Source organism: Ruegeria sp. N10 (genome assembly GCF_056531545.1).
Map to the genome: position 1 here is coordinate 55,341 of NZ_JBQFLY010000007.1, position 18,370 is coordinate 73,710.

The 18,370-nt window shown below is 56.8% G+C and carries 20 protein-coding genes; 2 read left to right on the top strand and 18 right to left on the bottom strand.

Features of this window, described 5'->3' with window-relative positions:
- Positions 1–89: 89 nt before the first annotated feature.
- The 18 genes from ACR0JI_RS11375 to ACR0JI_RS11460 all read right to left on the bottom strand — a co-directional run bounded on the left by ACR0JI_RS11375 (position 90) and on the right by ACR0JI_RS11460 (position 15,995).
- A complete protein-coding gene (locus tag ACR0JI_RS11375; RefSeq protein ID WP_480493212.1) occupies positions 90–665 on the bottom strand; it encodes a hypothetical protein in 576 nt (191 codons plus the stop codon).
- On the bottom strand, positions 658–1,824 hold the full coding sequence (gene lpxB / locus ACR0JI_RS11380) for a lipid-A-disaccharide synthase (protein WP_480493214.1): 1,167 nt from the start codon (positions 1,822–1,824) through the stop codon (positions 658–660). Before lpxB ends, ACR0JI_RS11375 begins: the two co-directional genes overlap by 8 nt.
- Positions 1,824–2,618: an LpxI family protein gene (locus ACR0JI_RS11385; protein WP_480493215.1), complete on the bottom strand. Its 795-nt coding sequence runs from the start codon at positions 2,616–2,618 to the stop codon at positions 1,824–1,826. The genes lpxB and ACR0JI_RS11385 overlap by 1 nt, the downstream gene beginning before the upstream one ends.
- Positions 2,619–2,622: 4 nt before the next feature.
- Complete coding sequence (lpxA, locus tag ACR0JI_RS11390) at positions 2,623–3,408, bottom strand: acyl-ACP--UDP-N-acetylglucosamine O-acyltransferase (protein WP_480493216.1); 786 nt, start codon at positions 3,406–3,408, stop codon at positions 2,623–2,625.
- Positions 3,405–3,878: a 3-hydroxyacyl-ACP dehydratase FabZ gene (gene fabZ, locus ACR0JI_RS11395; RefSeq protein WP_267364735.1), complete on the bottom strand. Its 474-nt coding sequence runs from the start codon at positions 3,876–3,878 to the stop codon at positions 3,405–3,407. The genes lpxA and fabZ overlap by 4 nt, the downstream gene beginning before the upstream one ends.
- Before the next feature lie 73 nt (positions 3,879–3,951).
- The gene (locus ACR0JI_RS11400) at positions 3,952–4,530 is read right to left on the bottom strand and encodes an OmpH/Skp family outer membrane protein (RefSeq protein WP_480493217.1); all 579 of its coding nucleotides are present in this window, start codon (positions 4,528–4,530) and stop codon (positions 3,952–3,954) included.
- A 6-nt stretch (positions 4,531–4,536) separates the two neighbouring features.
- Positions 4,537–6,897 (bottom strand): outer membrane protein assembly factor BamA, encoded by a 2,361-nt coding sequence (bamA, locus tag ACR0JI_RS11405; protein WP_480493218.1) that lies wholly within the window; start codon positions 6,895–6,897, stop codon positions 4,537–4,539.
- Between the two features lie 128 nt (positions 6,898–7,025).
- On the bottom strand, positions 7,026–7,154 hold the full coding sequence (locus ACR0JI_RS11410; RefSeq protein WP_267364732.1) for a hypothetical protein: 129 nt from the start codon (positions 7,152–7,154) through the stop codon (positions 7,026–7,028).
- Between the two features lie 79 nt (positions 7,155–7,233).
- A complete protein-coding gene (gene rseP, locus ACR0JI_RS11415; RefSeq protein WP_480493219.1) occupies positions 7,234–8,586 on the bottom strand; it encodes an RIP metalloprotease RseP in 1,353 nt (450 codons plus the stop codon).
- 4 nt (positions 8,587–8,590) lie between these two features.
- Complete coding sequence (gene dxr / locus ACR0JI_RS11420; protein WP_480493221.1) at positions 8,591–9,763, bottom strand: 1-deoxy-D-xylulose-5-phosphate reductoisomerase; 1,173 nt, start codon at positions 9,761–9,763, stop codon at positions 8,591–8,593.
- Positions 9,763–10,545, bottom strand: a complete 783-nt coding sequence (locus ACR0JI_RS11425) for a phosphatidate cytidylyltransferase (RefSeq protein WP_480472661.1) — start codon at positions 10,543–10,545, stop codon at positions 9,763–9,765. Before ACR0JI_RS11425 ends, dxr begins: the two co-directional genes overlap by 1 nt.
- Positions 10,542–11,273, bottom strand: a complete 732-nt coding sequence (locus tag ACR0JI_RS11430; RefSeq protein WP_480472659.1) for an isoprenyl transferase — start codon at positions 11,271–11,273, stop codon at positions 10,542–10,544. Before ACR0JI_RS11430 ends, ACR0JI_RS11425 begins: the two co-directional genes overlap by 4 nt.
- Positions 11,274–11,282: 9 nt before the next feature.
- Entirely contained in the window at positions 11,283–11,846 is a 564-nt protein-coding gene (gene frr, locus ACR0JI_RS11435; RefSeq protein ID WP_480472657.1) for a ribosome recycling factor, read from the bottom strand.
- Positions 11,847–12,027: 181 nt separating this feature from the next.
- Positions 12,028–13,023 carry an acryloyl-CoA reductase gene (acuI, locus tag ACR0JI_RS11440; protein ID WP_480493223.1) on the bottom strand — a complete coding sequence of 332 codons (996 nt, stop codon included), beginning with the start codon at positions 13,021–13,023 and terminating at the stop codon, positions 12,028–12,030.
- 106 nt (positions 13,024–13,129) lie between these two features.
- Positions 13,130–14,233, bottom strand: a complete 1,104-nt coding sequence (locus tag ACR0JI_RS11445) for a dimethylsulfoniopropionate demethylase (protein WP_480493225.1) — start codon at positions 14,231–14,233, stop codon at positions 13,130–13,132.
- Entirely contained in the window at positions 14,234–14,368 is a 135-nt protein-coding gene (locus ACR0JI_RS11450; protein ID WP_480472651.1) for a DinB family protein, read from the bottom strand.
- 153 nt (positions 14,369–14,521) lie between these two features.
- Positions 14,522–15,226: a DUF1326 domain-containing protein gene (locus ACR0JI_RS11455; protein ID WP_480493227.1), complete on the bottom strand. Its 705-nt coding sequence runs from the start codon at positions 15,224–15,226 to the stop codon at positions 14,522–14,524.
- A gap of 4 nt (positions 15,227–15,230) precedes the next feature.
- Positions 15,231–15,995, bottom strand: coding sequence for a DUF2182 domain-containing protein (locus ACR0JI_RS11460; protein WP_480493554.1), 765 nt, complete (start codon positions 15,993–15,995; stop codon positions 15,231–15,233).
- Between the two features lie 115 nt (positions 15,996–16,110).
- On the opposite strand from ACR0JI_RS11460, the gene ACR0JI_RS11465 reads away from it, so the two are divergent.
- Positions 16,111–16,842: a FadR/GntR family transcriptional regulator gene (locus ACR0JI_RS11465; protein WP_480493229.1), complete on the top strand. Its 732-nt coding sequence runs from the start codon at positions 16,111–16,113 to the stop codon at positions 16,840–16,842.
- Positions 16,843–16,959: 117 nt separating this feature from the next.
- Positions 16,960–18,360: a selenium-binding protein SBP56-related protein gene (locus ACR0JI_RS11470; protein WP_480472645.1), complete on the top strand. Its 1,401-nt coding sequence runs from the start codon at positions 16,960–16,962 to the stop codon at positions 18,358–18,360.
- The last annotated feature ends 10 nt before the right edge of the window (positions 18,361–18,370 follow it).

Consider the following 18,370-nt stretch of genomic DNA (forward strand, 5'->3'; position numbering starts at 1 on the left):
TCCTTTTCAGCGAGGATATCTTAAGTCCGCACGGCTGCAACAGACGGTCGCGGATAACAAACCCGAGACGGAATGCCGAAACAGATCTGTTACAGGGCATCCGTGGGCGAATTGAAGAGGATGTAAAGCCCGACGCAGACCATGATATATGGGGCGATCCGATCCATACGGGCGACGCGTGGCCCAAGGCTTTTGGCCCGAGGTGCGCCCCAGGCGGCAACTACGACCAGAACTGAAGCGGCCAGTGCTGCGCCGATCAAGGCGGCAACACGGTATGAAGGGGCAGACTCCGCCAATAGCGGTGTCATGACCGCGAAACTGTCAATCGACAGGCTCAGGAACAGGGTAACCACCGATGTTACGGCCCCTTTTGCCTCGGTTCCTTCAGAATTGGCCCCGAAAAGCTGCCTCCAGATACCGCGCAGACCAAAGGCCAGTGGCACAAGACCCAGAAACCCGATCCAAAACGGCGCGCCGCTCTGGTCAACGCCCAAAGCGACGGTCATGGCCAATGTCAGAACAATTGTTTGCGCGACGGCAAAGCCAATGATGGCGCGGCGCTGCTCGATCACCAGTATCAAACCCAGCAAGACGGCCAGATTGTCCAGATTGGTGGAAATCATGGCAATCCCGGCTGAAGCGGCGAACAGCGTGTGATCAAGCATGCTCAATCTGCATTCTGTCCAGCACAGCTCGTGCCGCCCGCAATCCCGGAGCTTCTCCTCCGCGCCCCAACCTTTCCATTGTCAGGTTCATCGCAAGTTGCTGAGCGTCGGGGGCACTGGTCACATCATGCAGGGCCTTGGCGATCTTTTCTGGCTGGCAATCGTTCAGCAGGCATTCAGGCACGGCGCGTGTTTCAGATACCAGGTTGACCAATGTAACAGTGTCCAGCTTGACCATGCGTTCAGCCATTTTCTGGGTCAGCCAATTGAGTTTGTAGGCGATCACCATGGGTGTATTCTGCGCGGCCAGTTCCAAAGAAACCGTACCCGAAGCGGCCAGCGCAATACGTGCTGTGCCAAAGGCCGCGCGTTTTTCGATGGTGGCTTGCCCGGCCCCGATTTGGCGCGGGTCGAGCACTATTGGTGCGCCCGGCCAGTTTTGCGTCATATCGTTGACCAGATCAGTTGTTGCACCCACGGTTGGAACCACGACGCGATAACTGGGATGATCCGTCAAAAACAGCCGCAATGCCTCACCAAACGTGTCTGCCAGACGCTCGATCTCACCCCGGCGCGATCCGGGCAGAGCCAGCAGGACTGGTGCATCCCCTAGGTCGTACCTGCTCCGGAATGCTGCAATCTCAGCCTGTGTTGCCGTCGGTTCGCTGGCAACTGGATGGCCGACAAAGTCGCACTCCATCCCTGCCCGCTCCATGTATGGCGGCTCAAACGGAAGCAGTGCCAGCACATGGTCGATGACCTTTGCCATTTTATCCGCTCGCCCCGGACGCCAGGCCCAGACACTGGGCGCGACGTAATGCACGGTGCGGATATCACTGGCGACTTTGACGATTTTGGCGACACGCAGGCTGAAATCGGGGCTGTCGATGGTGATCAGAACGTCCGGCCGCGTGTCCAACACTGCTTGCGCGGTCTCCGAGATTCGACGCTTGAGGTGGAAAAACTTCGGCAGAACCTCGATCAAACCCATCACCGAAAGTTCCGACATCGGAAACCGGCTGGTCAGCCCCTGAGCCGCCATCAATGGTCCGCCCACGCCGTCGAATTCAATATCGGGGATCAGGGTTTTCAGCCCCTCCATCAGCGCGGCGCCCAGCCGATCGCCCGAAGGTTCACCGGCGACCAGAAAAACACGCATCAGACCGCTCGCTCGCGGATATACAGGAACAGCCCAAGACGGTTACATTCGGCGATGACCTGTTCTTTTTCCAAAACCAGCACACCGCCCTTTTCCAGAACGATGCCAGACAAGCCTGCCGCGACCGCATCCGTGACGGTGTCGAGCCCGATGGCAGGCAGATCAGCACGCCGATCTTGATCGGGCTTTGGGCCTTTGAACAGTATGCCGCCCCCCGCATCCGGGCGTTGTGTCAGGGACTGAAGCATCCAAGCGGTTCCAAAGATGCCTTCGATTGCCAACACCTGCCCTTTTGAAACGGCACAGGCCTGACCTATATCCGCAGTTCCCATGGCCCGCAGAATTCCGGCAGCGCGGTCTGCATCTGCCATATCACTCTCGGATGGGTGCACATCAGTCAGACAGCCCAAAGGCGGCAACAGGCCAGGGGCGATTTCATGCGCGGCACACACCCGCAATCCTGCGCCTTCCAACAGGCCAATGACAGCCCGCAATGCTCCGTCATCACCCGACAGCATGGCCTGCTGGATCACCGGAACCAATGGCATCGTTGCCGCGTCAATACGTTTAGGATCAACCTTCGGGCGCCGAACTGCGCCGGCCATGCAGATCTCGGTCACGCCCTTCGCCTGAAGCCCGGCGATAAAACTGCCAAGCTGTTCAAGCGGAAACACGATATCTGCGACCAGATCATCCGGCAGGAAACCTTCCATCGCGCAGATCAGCGGACGTTCCGCCAATTGGGCAACCAATTCGGTCGGCAGCGCCCCGGTTCCCGCAATCAACGCAAGCATGTTCCTATTTCCTCGGTGTCAGGAACGACCGATCGCTGTGTCCGGTGACAAAATCAACGATCCGCTGCACATAGTCGCAGTCGTTACCCTGACCAAGACGGTAGGCGCGATCCATGAACGTTCCTTCGCCTTCAGACAACTCCTTAAACGCGGCACGCAATGCCGAGATGTCTTCGCGCGAAACACCTTTACGCTTGAGACCCACGAGGTTCAGACCTTCAAGCTCACCCCTGGATGCTTGTACCAGTCCGTAGGGAATGACGTCTTTGGGCACCATGGTGAGCGCACCGATGATAGCCCCACGTCCAACGCGCACCCATTGGTGCAGGCCCGAAATGCCACCGACGATTACATCATCCTCGACGATACAGTGACCGGCTGCGCCCGCGTGGTTCACCATGATAACCCGGTTGCCGATCTGTACGTCATGGGCCACATGAACACCTGCCATCAGCAGGCAATCATCCCCGATCCGGGTTACGCCACCGCCGCCTTCGGTTCCGGTGTTGATCGTTACATGCTCGCGAATGCGGTTGCGCTGACCGATTTCAAGGCGTGTGTTTTCACCGCCGAATTTCAGGTCCTGAGGAATCTCACCGATCACCGAAAAATTAAAGATCACGGTGTCTTCGCCAATCGATGTATCACCGGTCACAACGACATGAGACTTCAACTCGACCCGATCAGCCAGTTTTACATTGGCGCCCACATAGCTGAAAGGACCGATGATGCAATCCTGCCCGATCTGCGCCCCGTCTTCGATAATCGCGCTGGGATGGATACCGCTCATGTTGTTTTTTCCATATCCCAATCGACATAGGCCGAGAATTCTGCCTCGGCGGCTACTTCACCATCAACAGTTGCGCGGCCGTTGAATTTGAAAAGCTTGCCACCCTTCTTGCCGCGAACCGTTTCGACATGCATTTCTAGCACGTCGCCAGGAACAACTTTCCGGCGGAATTTACACTTGTCGATGCTCATGAAATAGATCAGCAACTCGGTGTCGATGACATCCATACCCACGCCCAGCATCACGCCTGCGGTCTGCGCCATCGCCTCAACGATGGTAACACCTGGCATGATCGGAGTTCCCGGAAAATGCCCCTGGAAATGCGGCTCGTTCATGGTGACGTTCTTGATACCGCGGGCCGATTGATAGCCAGAGATGTCAACCACCTTATCGACCAGCAAAAACGGATAACGATGCGGCAGGATCCTTTGGATCAACTGAATATCGGCGCTTTTGGGTTCCGTTGTCATGATGCAGGTATCCCGTTCTGAATGTTTCTTTTTCAGCGTGGTTAGCAATACAGCCTCGTAAGGGCAAGCGAACCTATTCGCTCTTGTCCTTTTGCAGCCCGCTGCCATCGCCAATTGCCGTGTTTACACGGGTTATCGCAGCTTCTGTGATATCTGACGTGCTTACAACGACATTGGAACGTTCGATGATCACGCTGGCCCCAAAGTCGCGCAGCAAATCAACAAGGATCGGACGAACTATTTCAAAGAACGTCTGTTGCGCCTCTTCGCTGCGACGCGCCAACGCGTCAAGCTTTGCTCTTTGCCCATCACGGTGGGACTGCACCTTGACATCGAAAGCTTCGGCCAGAGGTCGAAACTCTTCGGCTGGCATGGTTGCACGCTTTTCAGTCAGGTCTTTTTCCTCGCGGCTGAGTTCCGCGACGATCCGTTCATTTTCTTCCGCAAGCATCGCGCTTTCTTTTTCGATCTCGCGCAAAACACGCTGCCCGAATGCCGAATTCTTGAACAGCTGCTCGCCGGACAATGTGACCACGCTGGCTTGCGGAACACCCAGTTGCTGTGCTTCAGCCGAAGGGGCCTGAAACAGCATCAAAAATGCACACAGGGCCCAAAGCGGGCCCTGTATCAAGGTAAAGAACCTGTTCGTCATCGCAGATCAGAACCGAGCCTGAATGGTCAGGTCAAAGTTCTGTTCCTTGTCGAACGTTTCCTTTTTCAGAGCCTTCGAGAAGTTGAACTGCAAAGGTCCAAACGGTGTTTCCCACAGGACCGAGATGCCGATTACGTGACGAATGGACCCGTCTGCACCAACGATATTTGCCCCTGCGGTGTTCACATCGTTGATGTTGTATAGGTTTCCAACATCATAGAACAGACCGCCCCGCAGGCCCAGCTCCTCGGGCAGACCCAAGGGGAAATCGGTTTCAAAACGCGCGACCCAGTAATAGTTGCCACCGATGGCATCATCCTGGCCATTGGACAAATCACGCGGGCCAATACCGGCCGGTTCAAACCCGCGCAAGGTACGAGGCCCCAAAACAAAGCGGTCAACAGCGCGGCTGAAACCATCGCCAGTCCAATTAAACGCACCCAGTTCCAGTGTTGCACGCAGAACGACTTCTTCGTTCCAGACCCGTGTTTGGGCGATCCCGCGAGCGGTGGTTTTGAAGTATTTGTTATCGCCACCAAGACCCGCCGCGTCGACGCCAACCTCGAACAGAACGCCTGAATTCGGGTCCAGACCACCGATCCGGCTGTCATAGATGTATGACAGTCCCAGCGAGCTGGATGTCCGTTTCCCCTGCGCAATCTCAGACGCAATCACCGCACCGTTGACCTGATCGCTCTGCTGGGTCATCTCGCTGCGGTCCCAGTCATAGCGCAACCGAAGAGCAGAAAGTTCGCCGATTGCATAGGTCAGTTGAGGTGTGAAAAACAACGAGCTCGTGTCGTAACTTGCAAAGCCGGAATTGGTTGCCGACAGACCCAGTCCAAGGTCGAAACGCAGCTTTCGGCCCAGCAAATAGGGCTCGGTAAAGTTAATCGTGTACTGTTCTGAATCCTGTGCTGTCGAGATGGACACACCAAGATTCTGACCGCGTCCCAGGAAGTTCGCCTCGTTCAGGCCGATTGCAATCCCGAAGCCGTCTGTGACCGAGTAGCTGCCGCCAAGGCTCAGAGAGCCTGTAGGCTGTTCTTCGACATCAACATCCAGAATGACCTGGCTGGGTGACGACCCTTCCCGAGGCTCAACTTCCGCAACCGCAAAGAACCCAAGCGCATTGATGCGTTCCGCGGCCTGACGGATTTCACGCGGGTTGAACGGGTCACCTTCGACGGTGTCGAACTGACGGCGGATCACACGGTCCAGCGTGGTGGTGTTGCCTTCGATATCGATCCGCTCAACAAAAATACGCGGACCCTTCGTCAGAACAAATTCGACGTCCAGGGTAAGATCTCGGTCATTGCGCGTCACACGCGGTTCAACACGCAGGAAATCAACGCCCTGCTTCAACCCAAGGCGCTCTTGCCGCGCGATCGAGTTTTCCACCAGCGTCGGCGTATAGGTCACGCCAGGTTTGATTTTCAGCGCATCCTGATACGGCGCCGCATCGACCCCGGCGATTTCGCTAACCGTCGTTATCTTTCCAAACGAGAACTTTTGGCCTTCGGTGACGTTCATCACCAGAAAGAAGGCATCCCGTTCGCGGGTAAATTCGACGTTGGCGCTGTTCACACGGAAATCGATATAGCCCCGCGACAGGTAGAAATCACGAATGACTTGTTTGTCGAATTCGATGCGGTCGCCGATAAACGTGTCGTTGCGGAAGAATGTCCGCAGAAACGTTGCCTGTTTGGTTTCCAGTACCCGGCGCAGCCTCCGGTCCGAAAAGGCGCGGTTGCCGACAAAGCTGACGCGCTCGACCTCAATGGTCGTGCCTTCTGCCACTTCAAAGACCAGATCGACCCGGTTGTCGCTGCGACGGATGATGCGAGGAATGACAGTTGCCGCGACACGACCCTGGGCCGAATACACTTCGGCGATCGTGTCAGCATCCGCTTCGGCCGCCTGAGGCGTAAAAACCCGGCGTGGTTGCGACGAGATCACGTCCAGAAGAACGTCGTCTTTGACGCGAGCATTCCCTTCAATGCTGATCTGGTTGATCGTTGGGTATTCCTGAACCTGAATGACCAGAGTCGTGCCGCGCGGTGTCAGTTCGACTGTTTCAAATACACCACTGTCAAGCAAACGCTGATAGGCATCGTTAAGCTGTCCGGCCGTTACGGTCTGGCCCGGTTCTATTCCGGTACGAGCGATGATTGTCCCGGTTTCGATCCGGCGATTCCCCTCAACATCAAACGAGTTGATCGTGTAGCTTTGCGCCGATGCCGCATGTGGAAACGCCAGTAAGCTTACCGCAACAAAAAGGAAAAAAACCGTTAGCGCCTGCCACAAAATATTGTTTATCGGCTTATGCCCCCCGCAGGATGTGCCTGCGTCTCGCCTGTCAGTCATTTTATGCTCTACCCAGAATTTTGAGACTTTAATGCTGAGTAACGGGATTGAATGAGCTTGTCAAAAGGCGATATCGAAGCAGTCAGGCAGACAGCCACGGGACAACAGACCTACGATTTAGCCGAGAATCACATTCCCGCCAGATAGGCGGCCCCAGCCATTGCCAACGCTGTAACGGCAAAGCTCAGCATAACGTCCCAATTCAACATGAACAGGAAGCTAAAGCTTTGATACGATTTTTTCAGCGTTTTGGACATGACTGTTCCCTTTTGACGGGAATACTCTAGCGCTGAAATATGGCGGGAATGCGGCTGGAATTTGCTCCAGCCGCCACATTCAGCAGAACAGGTCGTTGCTGACCGAAAACAGCATCAGCGTCAGAATGATCGCAATTCCAATGCCCATGAGTATGCGCAACGCCCGGTCGCTGGGTGGTTTCCCGGCAATGGCCTCGTAGGCGTAGAAAACCAGATGCCCGCCATCCAGCGCCGGAATGGGAAACAGGTTCAACAAGCCTACGGCCGTCGAAAGGACAGCAATGAAGAAGATAAAGTTCTGCGCCCCCTGGCTGGCCATCGCCCCCGAGGTTTCGGCAATTCCGATTGGCCCCGAGATGTTGCAGGTGCTGATTGCGCCCGTCACCATGTGCCACATGCCGGACAAGGACCCTTCGATGATGCGGCCTGTCTGGATGACACCGCCCTTTAGGGAATCGAAAAGACCAGCCGGTACCGTAGCAGGCTCCAGCATCATGCCACCGACGATTCCGATGCGCCAATGGGTGACAAAACCACCATCAGGCTGCGGTTCATCCGTGCGCCGGGGCGCCAGGGCAAATTCCAACTCGGACCCATCTCGCCAGACCTCAAGCAGTAAGACGCGACCGTCTGATCCTTCGACATGATCCTTTAGCTGATCGAAGGCAAAGATCGGTTCACCATTGACCGAGGTGATGACATCCCCTTGCTTCAGCTGGATATCCATAGCCGCGCTACGCGGGGCAACCTGGCGGATCAGCGGCGGGAACATCCATGGGGCCTGAACCTCAAGAGGTTCACCGTCCCGGATCACAGAATAATCCAGAACCGGTTGAACAGGAAGGTCGTCGATGAACTCCTTCCATGCGCCTTCTTCGTCATAGTCCGGTGTCGGACGACCGGCGATAGCCGTAATCACATCTCCCTCGCGCAATTCCTGCACGGTGCCTGGCAAAGGCTGCAACGCGCCAACGGTCAGGGGTTCACGCGAAACGCCCTGTGACCAGAAGATCAGGCCAAAAACCAGAATGGACATGGCGAAATTAAAGACCGGGCCAGCCGCGACAGTTGCTGCCCGTGCCCATAACGGGGCGCCGTGCATGGTGCGGCGCAACTCCTCAGGATTTTGGGTCGCGATGTCTTCCATCGCCTCTTCATCCTTGCCCGAGGCTGCATTGGCATCGCCCAGAAACTTTACATATCCACCAAAAGGCAATGCTGCGATCTGCCACTTGGTTCCGCGCTTATCCTTGCGGCTCCAGAGCACCGGCCCGAACCCGAGCGAGAAGACTTCGGCATGAATACCTGACCACCTGCCCACAATGTAGTGGCCATATTCATGCACGGCCACAATGACCGACAGCGCAATAACAAAGGCAACAATCGTCCACAGCAGATTGCCGAATTGCGGGATCAGGGAAAGTACGTCCAAAATTCTATCCTGCTCGTTCCATCACAGTGTTATCGACCCACTGACGTGCCAGATGGTCGGTTTGCTGTACGTTATCAAGTGTCATCGGGGCATCAATAAGGCCACCCGTTGCGTCAAACCTGTCCAATACGGCAGAAACGGTATCCGCCATATCAAGAAAGCCGATCCGGCGCGCAATGAAGTGATCCAGCGCGCGTTCCTTGGCGGCATTGAATACCGCGCCGGCCAGCCCACCGCACTCCATGACGTCCCAAGCAAGTTTTAGGGCTGGATAGCGTGTGAGATCCGGTTCGTTAAAGCGTAGCTGAGCCAGCTTTGCCAGGTCCAGCCGCTGAACCGGCAGCTTCTGCCTTTCCGGCCAGTGCAACGCATACCCTATGGCATGGCGCATGTCGGGGGCGCCCATATGTGCCATCATTGCGCCATCTCGAAACCCGACCATTGCATGGACAATGGATTCAGGATGAACCAAAACTTCGATTTGATCCGGAGATACTCCGAAATATTCTTTTGTTTCTATTACTTCCAACGCCTTGTTGAACATCGAGGCACTGTCGATTGTGATCCGCTGTCCCATATCCCAATTCGGATGGCTGGACGCTTGTTCGACGGTGGCGGTTGCCAGATCCTTCAGCGGCCAGTCGCGGAACGCTCCGCCACTTGCGGTGATAATCACGCGTTCGACCGTTTTGATATCTTCGCCGACCAGCGCCTGAAACACGGCAGAATGCTCACTGTCGACCGGAAGCAAACGCGCGTCATAGTTTTTTGCAGTTTCCAGAACCAGTGATCCGGCGCAGACCAGTGTTTCCTTGTTGGCCAAGGCCAGTGTCTTCCCTTGTTTCAGGGCTTCGATCCCAGGCGCAAGGCCTGCTGCCCCGACGATTGCTGACATGACCCAATCCGCCGGACGCGCGGCAGCCTCGGCAATTGCGCGCGGCCCGGCCGCCACTTCGACCCCACTGCCCGCCAAGGCGACGCGCAGGTCCTCCAACCTGTCTTCGTGTGCCGTGACAGCCAAATCGGCGCGCAACCGACGAGCGTCATCGGCAAGCTGTTGAATATTCGCGCCGCCGGTAAGCGCCACCACATCATAGTCTTCGGGATTACGCGAAATCAGATCAAGCGTGTTTTGCCCGATCGAACCCGTGGCGCCAAGAACGGAAATCCGTCGCATTACATCTCACCCGGCGTGTACAGAAGACCTGCGATCAGAACAAACACCGCAGCCCCCATCATGCCGTCGAACCGATCCAGAAAGCCGCCATGGCCGGGGATCAGGTTCGAACTGTCCTTGACCCCGAACTTACGTTTGATCGCGCTTTCGATTATGTCACCCGCCTGGCTGGCCATTGATGCGAAAACGGAAACAACAACAAAGGCAAATCCGAAACCCGCGTGGCTTGCGAAGGCGATACCGACACAGGCCGCGGCAGCCCATCCGCCTGCCGTTCCCGACCATGTTTTCTTAGGGCTGATCTTTGGCCAGAACTTGGGCCCTCCGACCATTTTGCCCACAAAATAGCCCGCCACATCCGTGGCCACCACCACCGCTATCAGCCAGACCATCCAGCCAAAACCCGAGTTTTCGCGAATGGAAATGAAACCCAGACCAGCCGCAACAATCCAGACCGCGAACAAGCCGTACAAGGTTTTCGAGCGGCTGATCTGTCCCATACCCACCAAAGCTGGCGCAAGCACGACAGGGAGCGTGTATAGCGCCGGCAGGTGGTAGCTGAGGATAACGGCAAACGCACTCAGAACGCCCAACTGCACGGCCACACCCTGGCTTTCAGGGTCAATCATCCGAACCAGTTCCCAGGTCATCAGGCCACAAGCAGCTGCAATGAAGACCTCGAACCAGAGACCGCCAAGCCAGACTTCGATCGCCCCTATCGCAACCAGAACGGCGGCAGAAAGGACCCGGCTCGTCAGATCAGACCACCGGCCATCACTCATGCCAGAACCGCCCCGTACCGGCGCTCTCTGGCCCCATAGTTGCGACATAGCCTTTCGAGTTCTGCTGCGGTGAAATCCGGCCACAACGTATCTATAAATTCATACTCGGAATAGGCGGACTGCCACAGCAGAAAATTTGAAATCCGTGCTTCGCCACTGGTTCGAATGACAAGGTCGGGATCCGGAAGAACGCGTGTATCCAGATACTTAGGCAACGTTTCTTCATCCACATCCTCGGGTTTAAGCCGCCCGTCGGCCACATCCCGCGCGAGACGTTTGGTGGCGCGCGCCACCTCGTCCCGACCGCCATAATTCAGGGCGACCGTCAAATGAACAAGGTCGTTGTCCTTGGTTTCTTCTTCCAGTGAATCCATCAATTCGATCAGTTTTGAATCCAACCTTACCCGATCACCTATGAACCGAACCCGGATGCCATTATCCGCCAGGGTCCGTGTCTCCTTGATGATGTAGCGCCGAAACAGGCTCATCAACCCGGCCACCTCAACCTGCGTTCGCTTCCAGTTCTCGGTCGAGAATGCAAACACAGTCAGGTACTTGATCCCCAGATGTGGGCAGGCCTCGACAACCTCGCGAACACGGCGCGCACCGGCATGGTGCCCAAACAGCCTGGGGCGACCACGCGCCTGCGCCCAACGGCCATTGCCATCCATGATGATAGCGACATGGCGCGGGCCGCAGACCGGATCAGTTTGGGGATCTTTCGGCATCAGACCAGATCAGACCTGCATGATTTCAGTTTGCTTGGTTTCAAGCGCCGCATCTACAGCCTTGATCATCGCATCCGTCAGATCCTGCACTTCGCTTTCCCACAGCTTCTGGTCGTCTTCAGACATACCGTCCGCTTTTGCCTTCTTGATCTGATCCATGCCGTCCCGGCGCACATTGCGGATCGCGATCCGGGCGCTTTCCGCATATTGGCCAGCGACCTTGCCCAGTTCACGGCGACGCTCTTCGTTCAACTCGGGAATCGGCAGCATTATGATTGTGCCGTTCAGCTGCGGGTTGATGCCCAATCCGCTTTCGCGAATGGCTTTTTCAACCTTTCCTACCAATGACTTATCCCACACATTTATAGTGACCATGCGCGGCTCTGGGACGTTGACGGTGCCCACCTGGTTGATCGGTGTCGTCGAGCCGTAAGCGTCTACCATAATAGGCTCAAGCATCGAAGCCGAGGCGCGCCCGGTTCTCAGCGAGGCAAATTCGGTTCTCAGATTGGCCATTGCGCCATCCATGCGGCGTTTCAGGTCATCGGTGTCCAGTTCGAAGTCGTCAGACATGCTGCTCACTCCCCGTATTCAGGTACTCTTTGGATGGGTCTTACGCCATCACATTTGGGATGTATAGCAATCATGAGGCGGTTTTGTACCAATGGCCAGAGGTGTTGCGATCATTTTGTACCAAACGCGCCTTCGCAAAACCCGACACGGCATCGTATCGGGTTTAGGCTGTCATCTGCGCTCAGGCATTCACATCGACAACAACGCGCCCTTTGACCTGCCCTTTCAGGATATCGGCACCCAGTTGCGGAAGATCAGACAAGGCCGCCGGTTGAACCATCGACTCGAGCTTGTCCATGGGCAGGTCGGTGGCGATCCTTTTCCAGGCACGAACCCGGTTTTCATAGGGCTGCATGACACTGTCGATGCCCAAAAGATTCACACCGCGCAGCAGGAAGGGAATCACCGTTGCAGGCAACGCCGCACCGCCCGCCAGACCCACGGCCGCGACCGAGCAGCCGTATTTCATTTGCCCAAGCACACGCGCCAGCATCGCACCGCCCACGGCATCCACGCAACCCGCCCAGGTTTCACTTTCCAACGGGCGCTTGGTAGTCTCATTCAGCTCATCGCGGGGCACTATTGTCGTTGCACCCAGCGATTTCAGATAATCTCCGGTTTCGGGTCGCCCGGTCACGGCAGCCACCTGATAGCCGAGATGACCCAGAATGGCAGTGGCCACCGACCCGACACCACCGGCCGCCCCGGTTACCAGAACCGGGCCGCGATCGGGGGTCAGCCCGTGATCCTCCAACGCCATCACGGCCAGCATCGCGGTAAACCCGGCGGTACCAACAGCCATCGCCTGCCGGGTATCAAGCCCATCCGGCAGAGGAACCAGCCAGTCCGCCTTGGCACTGGCTTTCTGCGAATAACCACCCCAATGCGCCTCGCCTACCCGCCACCCGGTCAGAACAACCTTGTCACCCGGCTTGTAACGCGCATCGGTCGATGCCTCGACAGTACCGGCATAATCAATTCCGGGGACATGCGGATACGCCCGCACCAAACCACCCCCTTTGGGGGACAGGCACAGACCATCCTTATAGTTCACTGTGGAATATTCAACCGCGACCGTGACGTCGCCGTGCGGCAGATCATCCAGCGAAAGCTGTCTGACCGACGCGCTCGCCAAACCGCTTTCTTCGTCCTTGTCCATCACAAGTGCATTGAACATCTCTCAATTCCTTTCGTGTTTCTGTAACCGGCCCGTTGCTTCACCTGGCCCCAAATATCCCGGGGGAGTCGCGCAGCGACGGGGGCAGCGCCCCCAAAACCCCCCTTTAAATCCAGAAATGCGGCTGCACGGTCGCGCGGCGCATTCCATCTGGTGTTTCTACGTCCAGCTCCGTTCCCGCATCCCAATGGCTCAGGCTTACCATGCCAATGGCGACGTTGGTGTTGAAATCGGGTGACCACGCGGCCGAGGTCACCTGCCCCACACGCTTGCCGTCCGCGTAAAGGCCCCATGGGCGGTCGCAGCCCGGTACAGGATCGCCGGCAATGGCGACGGGGCGGATTTGCTGAACAGGCCCTTCCTTGGCCACACGCAGCAACGCGTCCCGACCGATACAGCCAATCGCGGTATGTGTGTTGCAGAACTTGCCCAAACCGCACTCATGCGGGGTGTTGTCGTCGGTCATGTCATTGCCATAAGACAGCAGACCACCTTCAATCCGTTCGATCACGTTCGGGCATCCGGCGCGCACCTGCAAATCTTCCCCTGCTGCAAACAGGGCGTTCCAAAGGGGCATGCCGATATCGCTGCCTTCCACATAAATCTCGAACCCGCCTTGTTTGGAATAGCCCGATCGCGCCACAGCCAGATCGCGACCTTCAAACTGGAACATATCGAATTTGAAGAACCGGATGTCGCGCACCCGGTCGCCAAAGACACGCGCCATCAGGTCGTCGGCTTTGGGACCCTGAACAGCAAGAGGTGACACATCCGGTTCGTCCACCAGCACATCCAGACTATATCCAACGGCGATTCCCTTGACCCACAACAACAGGTCGCTGTCAGCGATTGAAATCCACCAGCGGTCTTCGGACAGTTTTACCGCAACCGGGTCATTCAGCATGCCTCCGGTTTCGTCCACGATGGGGACATAGAAACATTGCCCCGGCAACATCCCCCGTAAATCGCGCGGGGTCAGCATCTGCATCAAGCGCGCGGCGTCCGGTCCGCGCAGCTCGATCTGCCGCTCGCATGCGACATCCCAGACCTGCACATGGGATTTCAGATGCCGGTAATCGGCTTCGATGCTGTCGAAGACCGTGGGTAACAACATGCGGTTGTAAACCGTGTATCCCTTGACCCCTGCGGCCTCGACCCCTTCTGAAAACGGTGTGCGCCGCAAGCGGCGAGAGGCGGAAATCTGCGGCATTCAAACCTCCTTGGGCATAAAGACGATGTCGCTGACGGGCGTTTGCGAACCAACTTCGGTCAGCATTTTGTGCAATTGATCCCGGTGGTGGGTCTGATGGTTGAAGATATGGATGACACAGTTTTCGTAAGACATTGTGATGTCGACCTCTTTTACGACTAAGCACCTTTTGATTGGCCCAATCAACAGTCAGTTTCTGATGCGACAACTATTGCAGAAACTCGGCCAACTGCGAGTTTTGCCAGTGATTTTACCGCGCCATCTCTTGCGCAAGTGCGCCTGTGATCATCACTTGGGCCCGTGCCAATCGATCGGACAGATTTCAGCGGACTTGCCGCCAAAATCCCAAACGCGCCCGTAGTCGCGCACTTTCGACTTGGTGCCGCGGGCTACGATGATGTCAGGACCCATCCAGTACTTTGAGTTTGAAACCATCACGGGATGTTCGGGGTCTTTGCCCGCCAGCATCTCGATCTCGCCCTGAATCTTGCGACCGATCATGATGCGGCGTTTGGTGCCATCACGCTCGATCTGAACCGGCGCCCGTTCGGCCCCGATGATTTCGCTGACGAGCATGGTGAACAGACCGGTGGTACCGCCCGCCTGCCCGCTGAAGATTTGCAGCAGCCCGTTATAGGCTTTGCCGCTGGCGCGCTCATCTACGTAAGCCGCCACTTTCCACTGGCCTTCGCCCATCCGGCCGGGAATATCGACCAGCAGGCCGACATTCAGACCCGACAGGTCCTCGCCCTCGTAATGGCCCTCATCAACGACAATACCCATCCAGGCATGACAATGCCCTTCGGTCGGAGGGTGCGCGCCCAGTGAAACGACGCAGGGACAGAACACATCACACGAGCAGTTCAGGATCAACTCACCCTTGATGGTCCAGTCCGTCGGGCTCATCTCGCGCCGTTTCGGATTGGGCATCCGGCTGTCGATACGCTGGCTGACAGGCAACCGGTCGGCATCTGGTTTTCTGTTCTTTGCCATTGGCTTATCCTCCGTAGTTAATAGGGTAAACGAGCAGGACAAGACCGCCCGCAATCAATACAATTCCCACCGGTCGGGTTACAGCATGACCGATCTGGGGAAGTTTCTCCAAAACCATGAATAGGGTCGCAAGACCCATCCACAAAAGGCTCATGACACCGCCCACAAAACCAAGCGCCATGAAACCCCAGCAGCATCCGACACAGAAGGAACCAAGGCCCAGCCCCATGCGGACGCCGCCCGCAAATCCAGTTCTCCAATGGCCCAGGAAATAGGCCATAGGGGCGTGGCACACGCCATGGCAGACCTCTTTGGCGCGCGAGAACTGAAACGCGCCAACCGCGATCATCAACCCGCCCGCAACCCAGCCGGACCTGGCAATGCCCAGCATATCAATCACGCCACCAAACAGCAGGGCCCGCTGCGTTCCCGCGATCACAGCCGCAAACCCGACCCAAACCAACGAATACCCTGCAAGTACACCCAGCCAACCGGCACGGGTGCCATTGGCACCGTGGATCAGGTCGTCATAGCTGCGCAGGGTTGGCACAAGTGTCGGCAGCATCATGGCCGCCATCATGATCGCCCACATCCAGAACAGCGTGCCAAACTCGGCCATCGGCATGTACATATCCATGCGCGGGTCCATCGCAGCCATCGCCTGCCCCATGGGCCCCGGACGACCAATCAGGTCAAGGTCCATGTCGCGGCCCATCGCGAACATGACCCACCACGCCCACAGGATCAGGACATAAAAGCCCAGCCACATTCCGCTGCGCAGCCAAGTACGACTCACTTCGGCCTCCCGACTCAACTCTCTTGCTTTTCAAATGTCAGACTTTTAAATGTCAGACAAATAAAAATTTGCTCAGGGTCTTCTCAACATGAAAACCGCGCCTCGGAAAACCGCCGACCTGTCTGCCCAGATTGCGCAAGCCATCCGGGACGCGATTGTTTCAGGCGAGTTGATCGTGGATGCGCGCCTGCCCTCGGAAGCGGAACTTTCCGAGCAATTTCAGGTCTCGCGCCCAACGGTGCGTGAGGCTTTGAAACGACTGGCGGCGCAGTCCCTGATCCGCACGCAGCGTGGCGCTACCGGAGGTGCGTTCGTGAACCGCCTGAGTTTCGAAGATGCCCATTCGCAGCAGATCACAACCTCGACCCTGCTGCTGTCGATGAACGCGGTCAGCTTTGATACGGCCTGCGAGGCCCGCTATGCGCTGGAGCGCGCCTGTGCCCCCCTGTCTGCCCAAAGACGAACGGCGGATCAGCTTGCCACGATGCGGGCGGAAATCTTTCGCCAGTCCCAGCCCGGCCTGACGGATGAGGCATTTTGTGCCTCAGACGTCACGTTTCACAGGGCCCTGGTGGACGGGGCCGACAACCCGGTCCTGTCCTATCAACTGGCTGGCGCGGTCGAGGCGATGCAGCCTTTGATGAACATGATTACCTTCACGGCACGTTCGCGCGAAGAAATCATCGCATTGCACACCAGAATTGCAGACGCGCTTGAGGCCAGAGACGCAGATACCGTCGACGCCGCGCTGGTCGATCTGGAACATTACACACAGCAACTGGCCCACGATGTGGCCGAACGCAAACGGAAACCGGCCTGAGGGCTTAAACGGAAACAAACTTTCAAAGGCAAAGGTACGAGCAGGCAGAATGTCATCCGGCGTCAAGACCGGAACTCTCAATATGAATTGAATGACAATGATTTACGGGAGGACGTTATGAACAAAAGACCGGACCCAACCTTTTATCCGTCAGCCAAGCTGGCAATGGAAGGCCCTGCTGAAACGCTTGCTTTCACGCTGATGCTCAGCCCCGACTTTTCGCAACCTGACGGGCTGGCAGTTGTGAATGTCGATCCATCCTCGGCCGATTTCGGGAAGATCGTGCATCAGGTGATCATGCCCGAAAAAGGCGACGAGTTTCACCATTTCGGTTGGAATGCCTGTTCCTCATCGCTGTCACCGCTCAGCGGTCATGCGTTTCTGGAACGTCGCTATCTGATCATCCCCGGTATCCGTTCCAGCCGGATATACATCATCGATGTAAAGAACCCGCTTGAGGCGAAGATTCACAAGATCATCGAACCCGAGGAAGTCTTTGATAAAACCGGGTATTCACGACCGCACACGATCCATTGCGGGCCGGAAGGCATCTATGTCAGCACGCTGGGCGGCGGCGGCGAGGACGGCACGGATGGTCCTCCGGGTATTTTCATCATGGATTGTGAAAGCTTCGAGATCATCGGGCGCTATGAGATCGAGCGCGGCGTGCAGGACAAGCATTATGATTTCTGGTGGAATCTGCCACGCGATTACATGGTCAGTTCCGAATGGGGCCTTCCCCCACAATTTGAAAACGGGCTGGTGGCAGAGGATCTGCTTTCGAACAAATACGGTCATCGCATCCATTTCTGGAACCTGCGCAACCGGACCAATATTCAGACCATCGATCTGGGCGAAAACCACCAGATGGCGTTGGAAATCCGGCCCGCGCATGACCCGGTCAAACAACACGGGTTCTGCGGCGTTGTCGTTGATACCACCAACCTTCAAGGCGCAATCTTTACGTGGTGGCGCAATGACGACGGCACGTTCGAAGCCAAGAAAACGATCACCATCGACCCGCAACCCGCTGATCCAGATGATCTTCCTGATCTTCTCAAGGGGTTTGCCGCCGTACCACCACTGGTCACCGATATCGACCTGAGTCTGGATGACAAATACCTCTATGTCGCCTGCTGGGGCACCGGCGAGATGCATCAATATGATGTGTCCGATCCGATGAACCCGACCCTTGCCGGGAAGGTCGAAATCGGAGGGATTGTCAAAAAGACCAAACATCCGAACGGTCAGACTTTTGGCTATGGGCCGCAAATGGTCGAGATCAGCCGCGATGGTAAACGCGTCTATTGGACCAATTCGCTTTATTCCACGTGGGACGATCAGTTCTATCCCGAAGAAGGCGGCGCGGCCATGGTCAAGGCGGATGTGGGCGAGAATGGCGGGCTGGTTTTGGACCCGAAATTCTGGGTCGATTTCCCCAAAGGATATCGCAGCCACCAAATCCGGCTGGAGGGCGGAGATTGTTCAACCGACAGTTTCTGTTACCCCTCGGTCTGAATTGGAAACC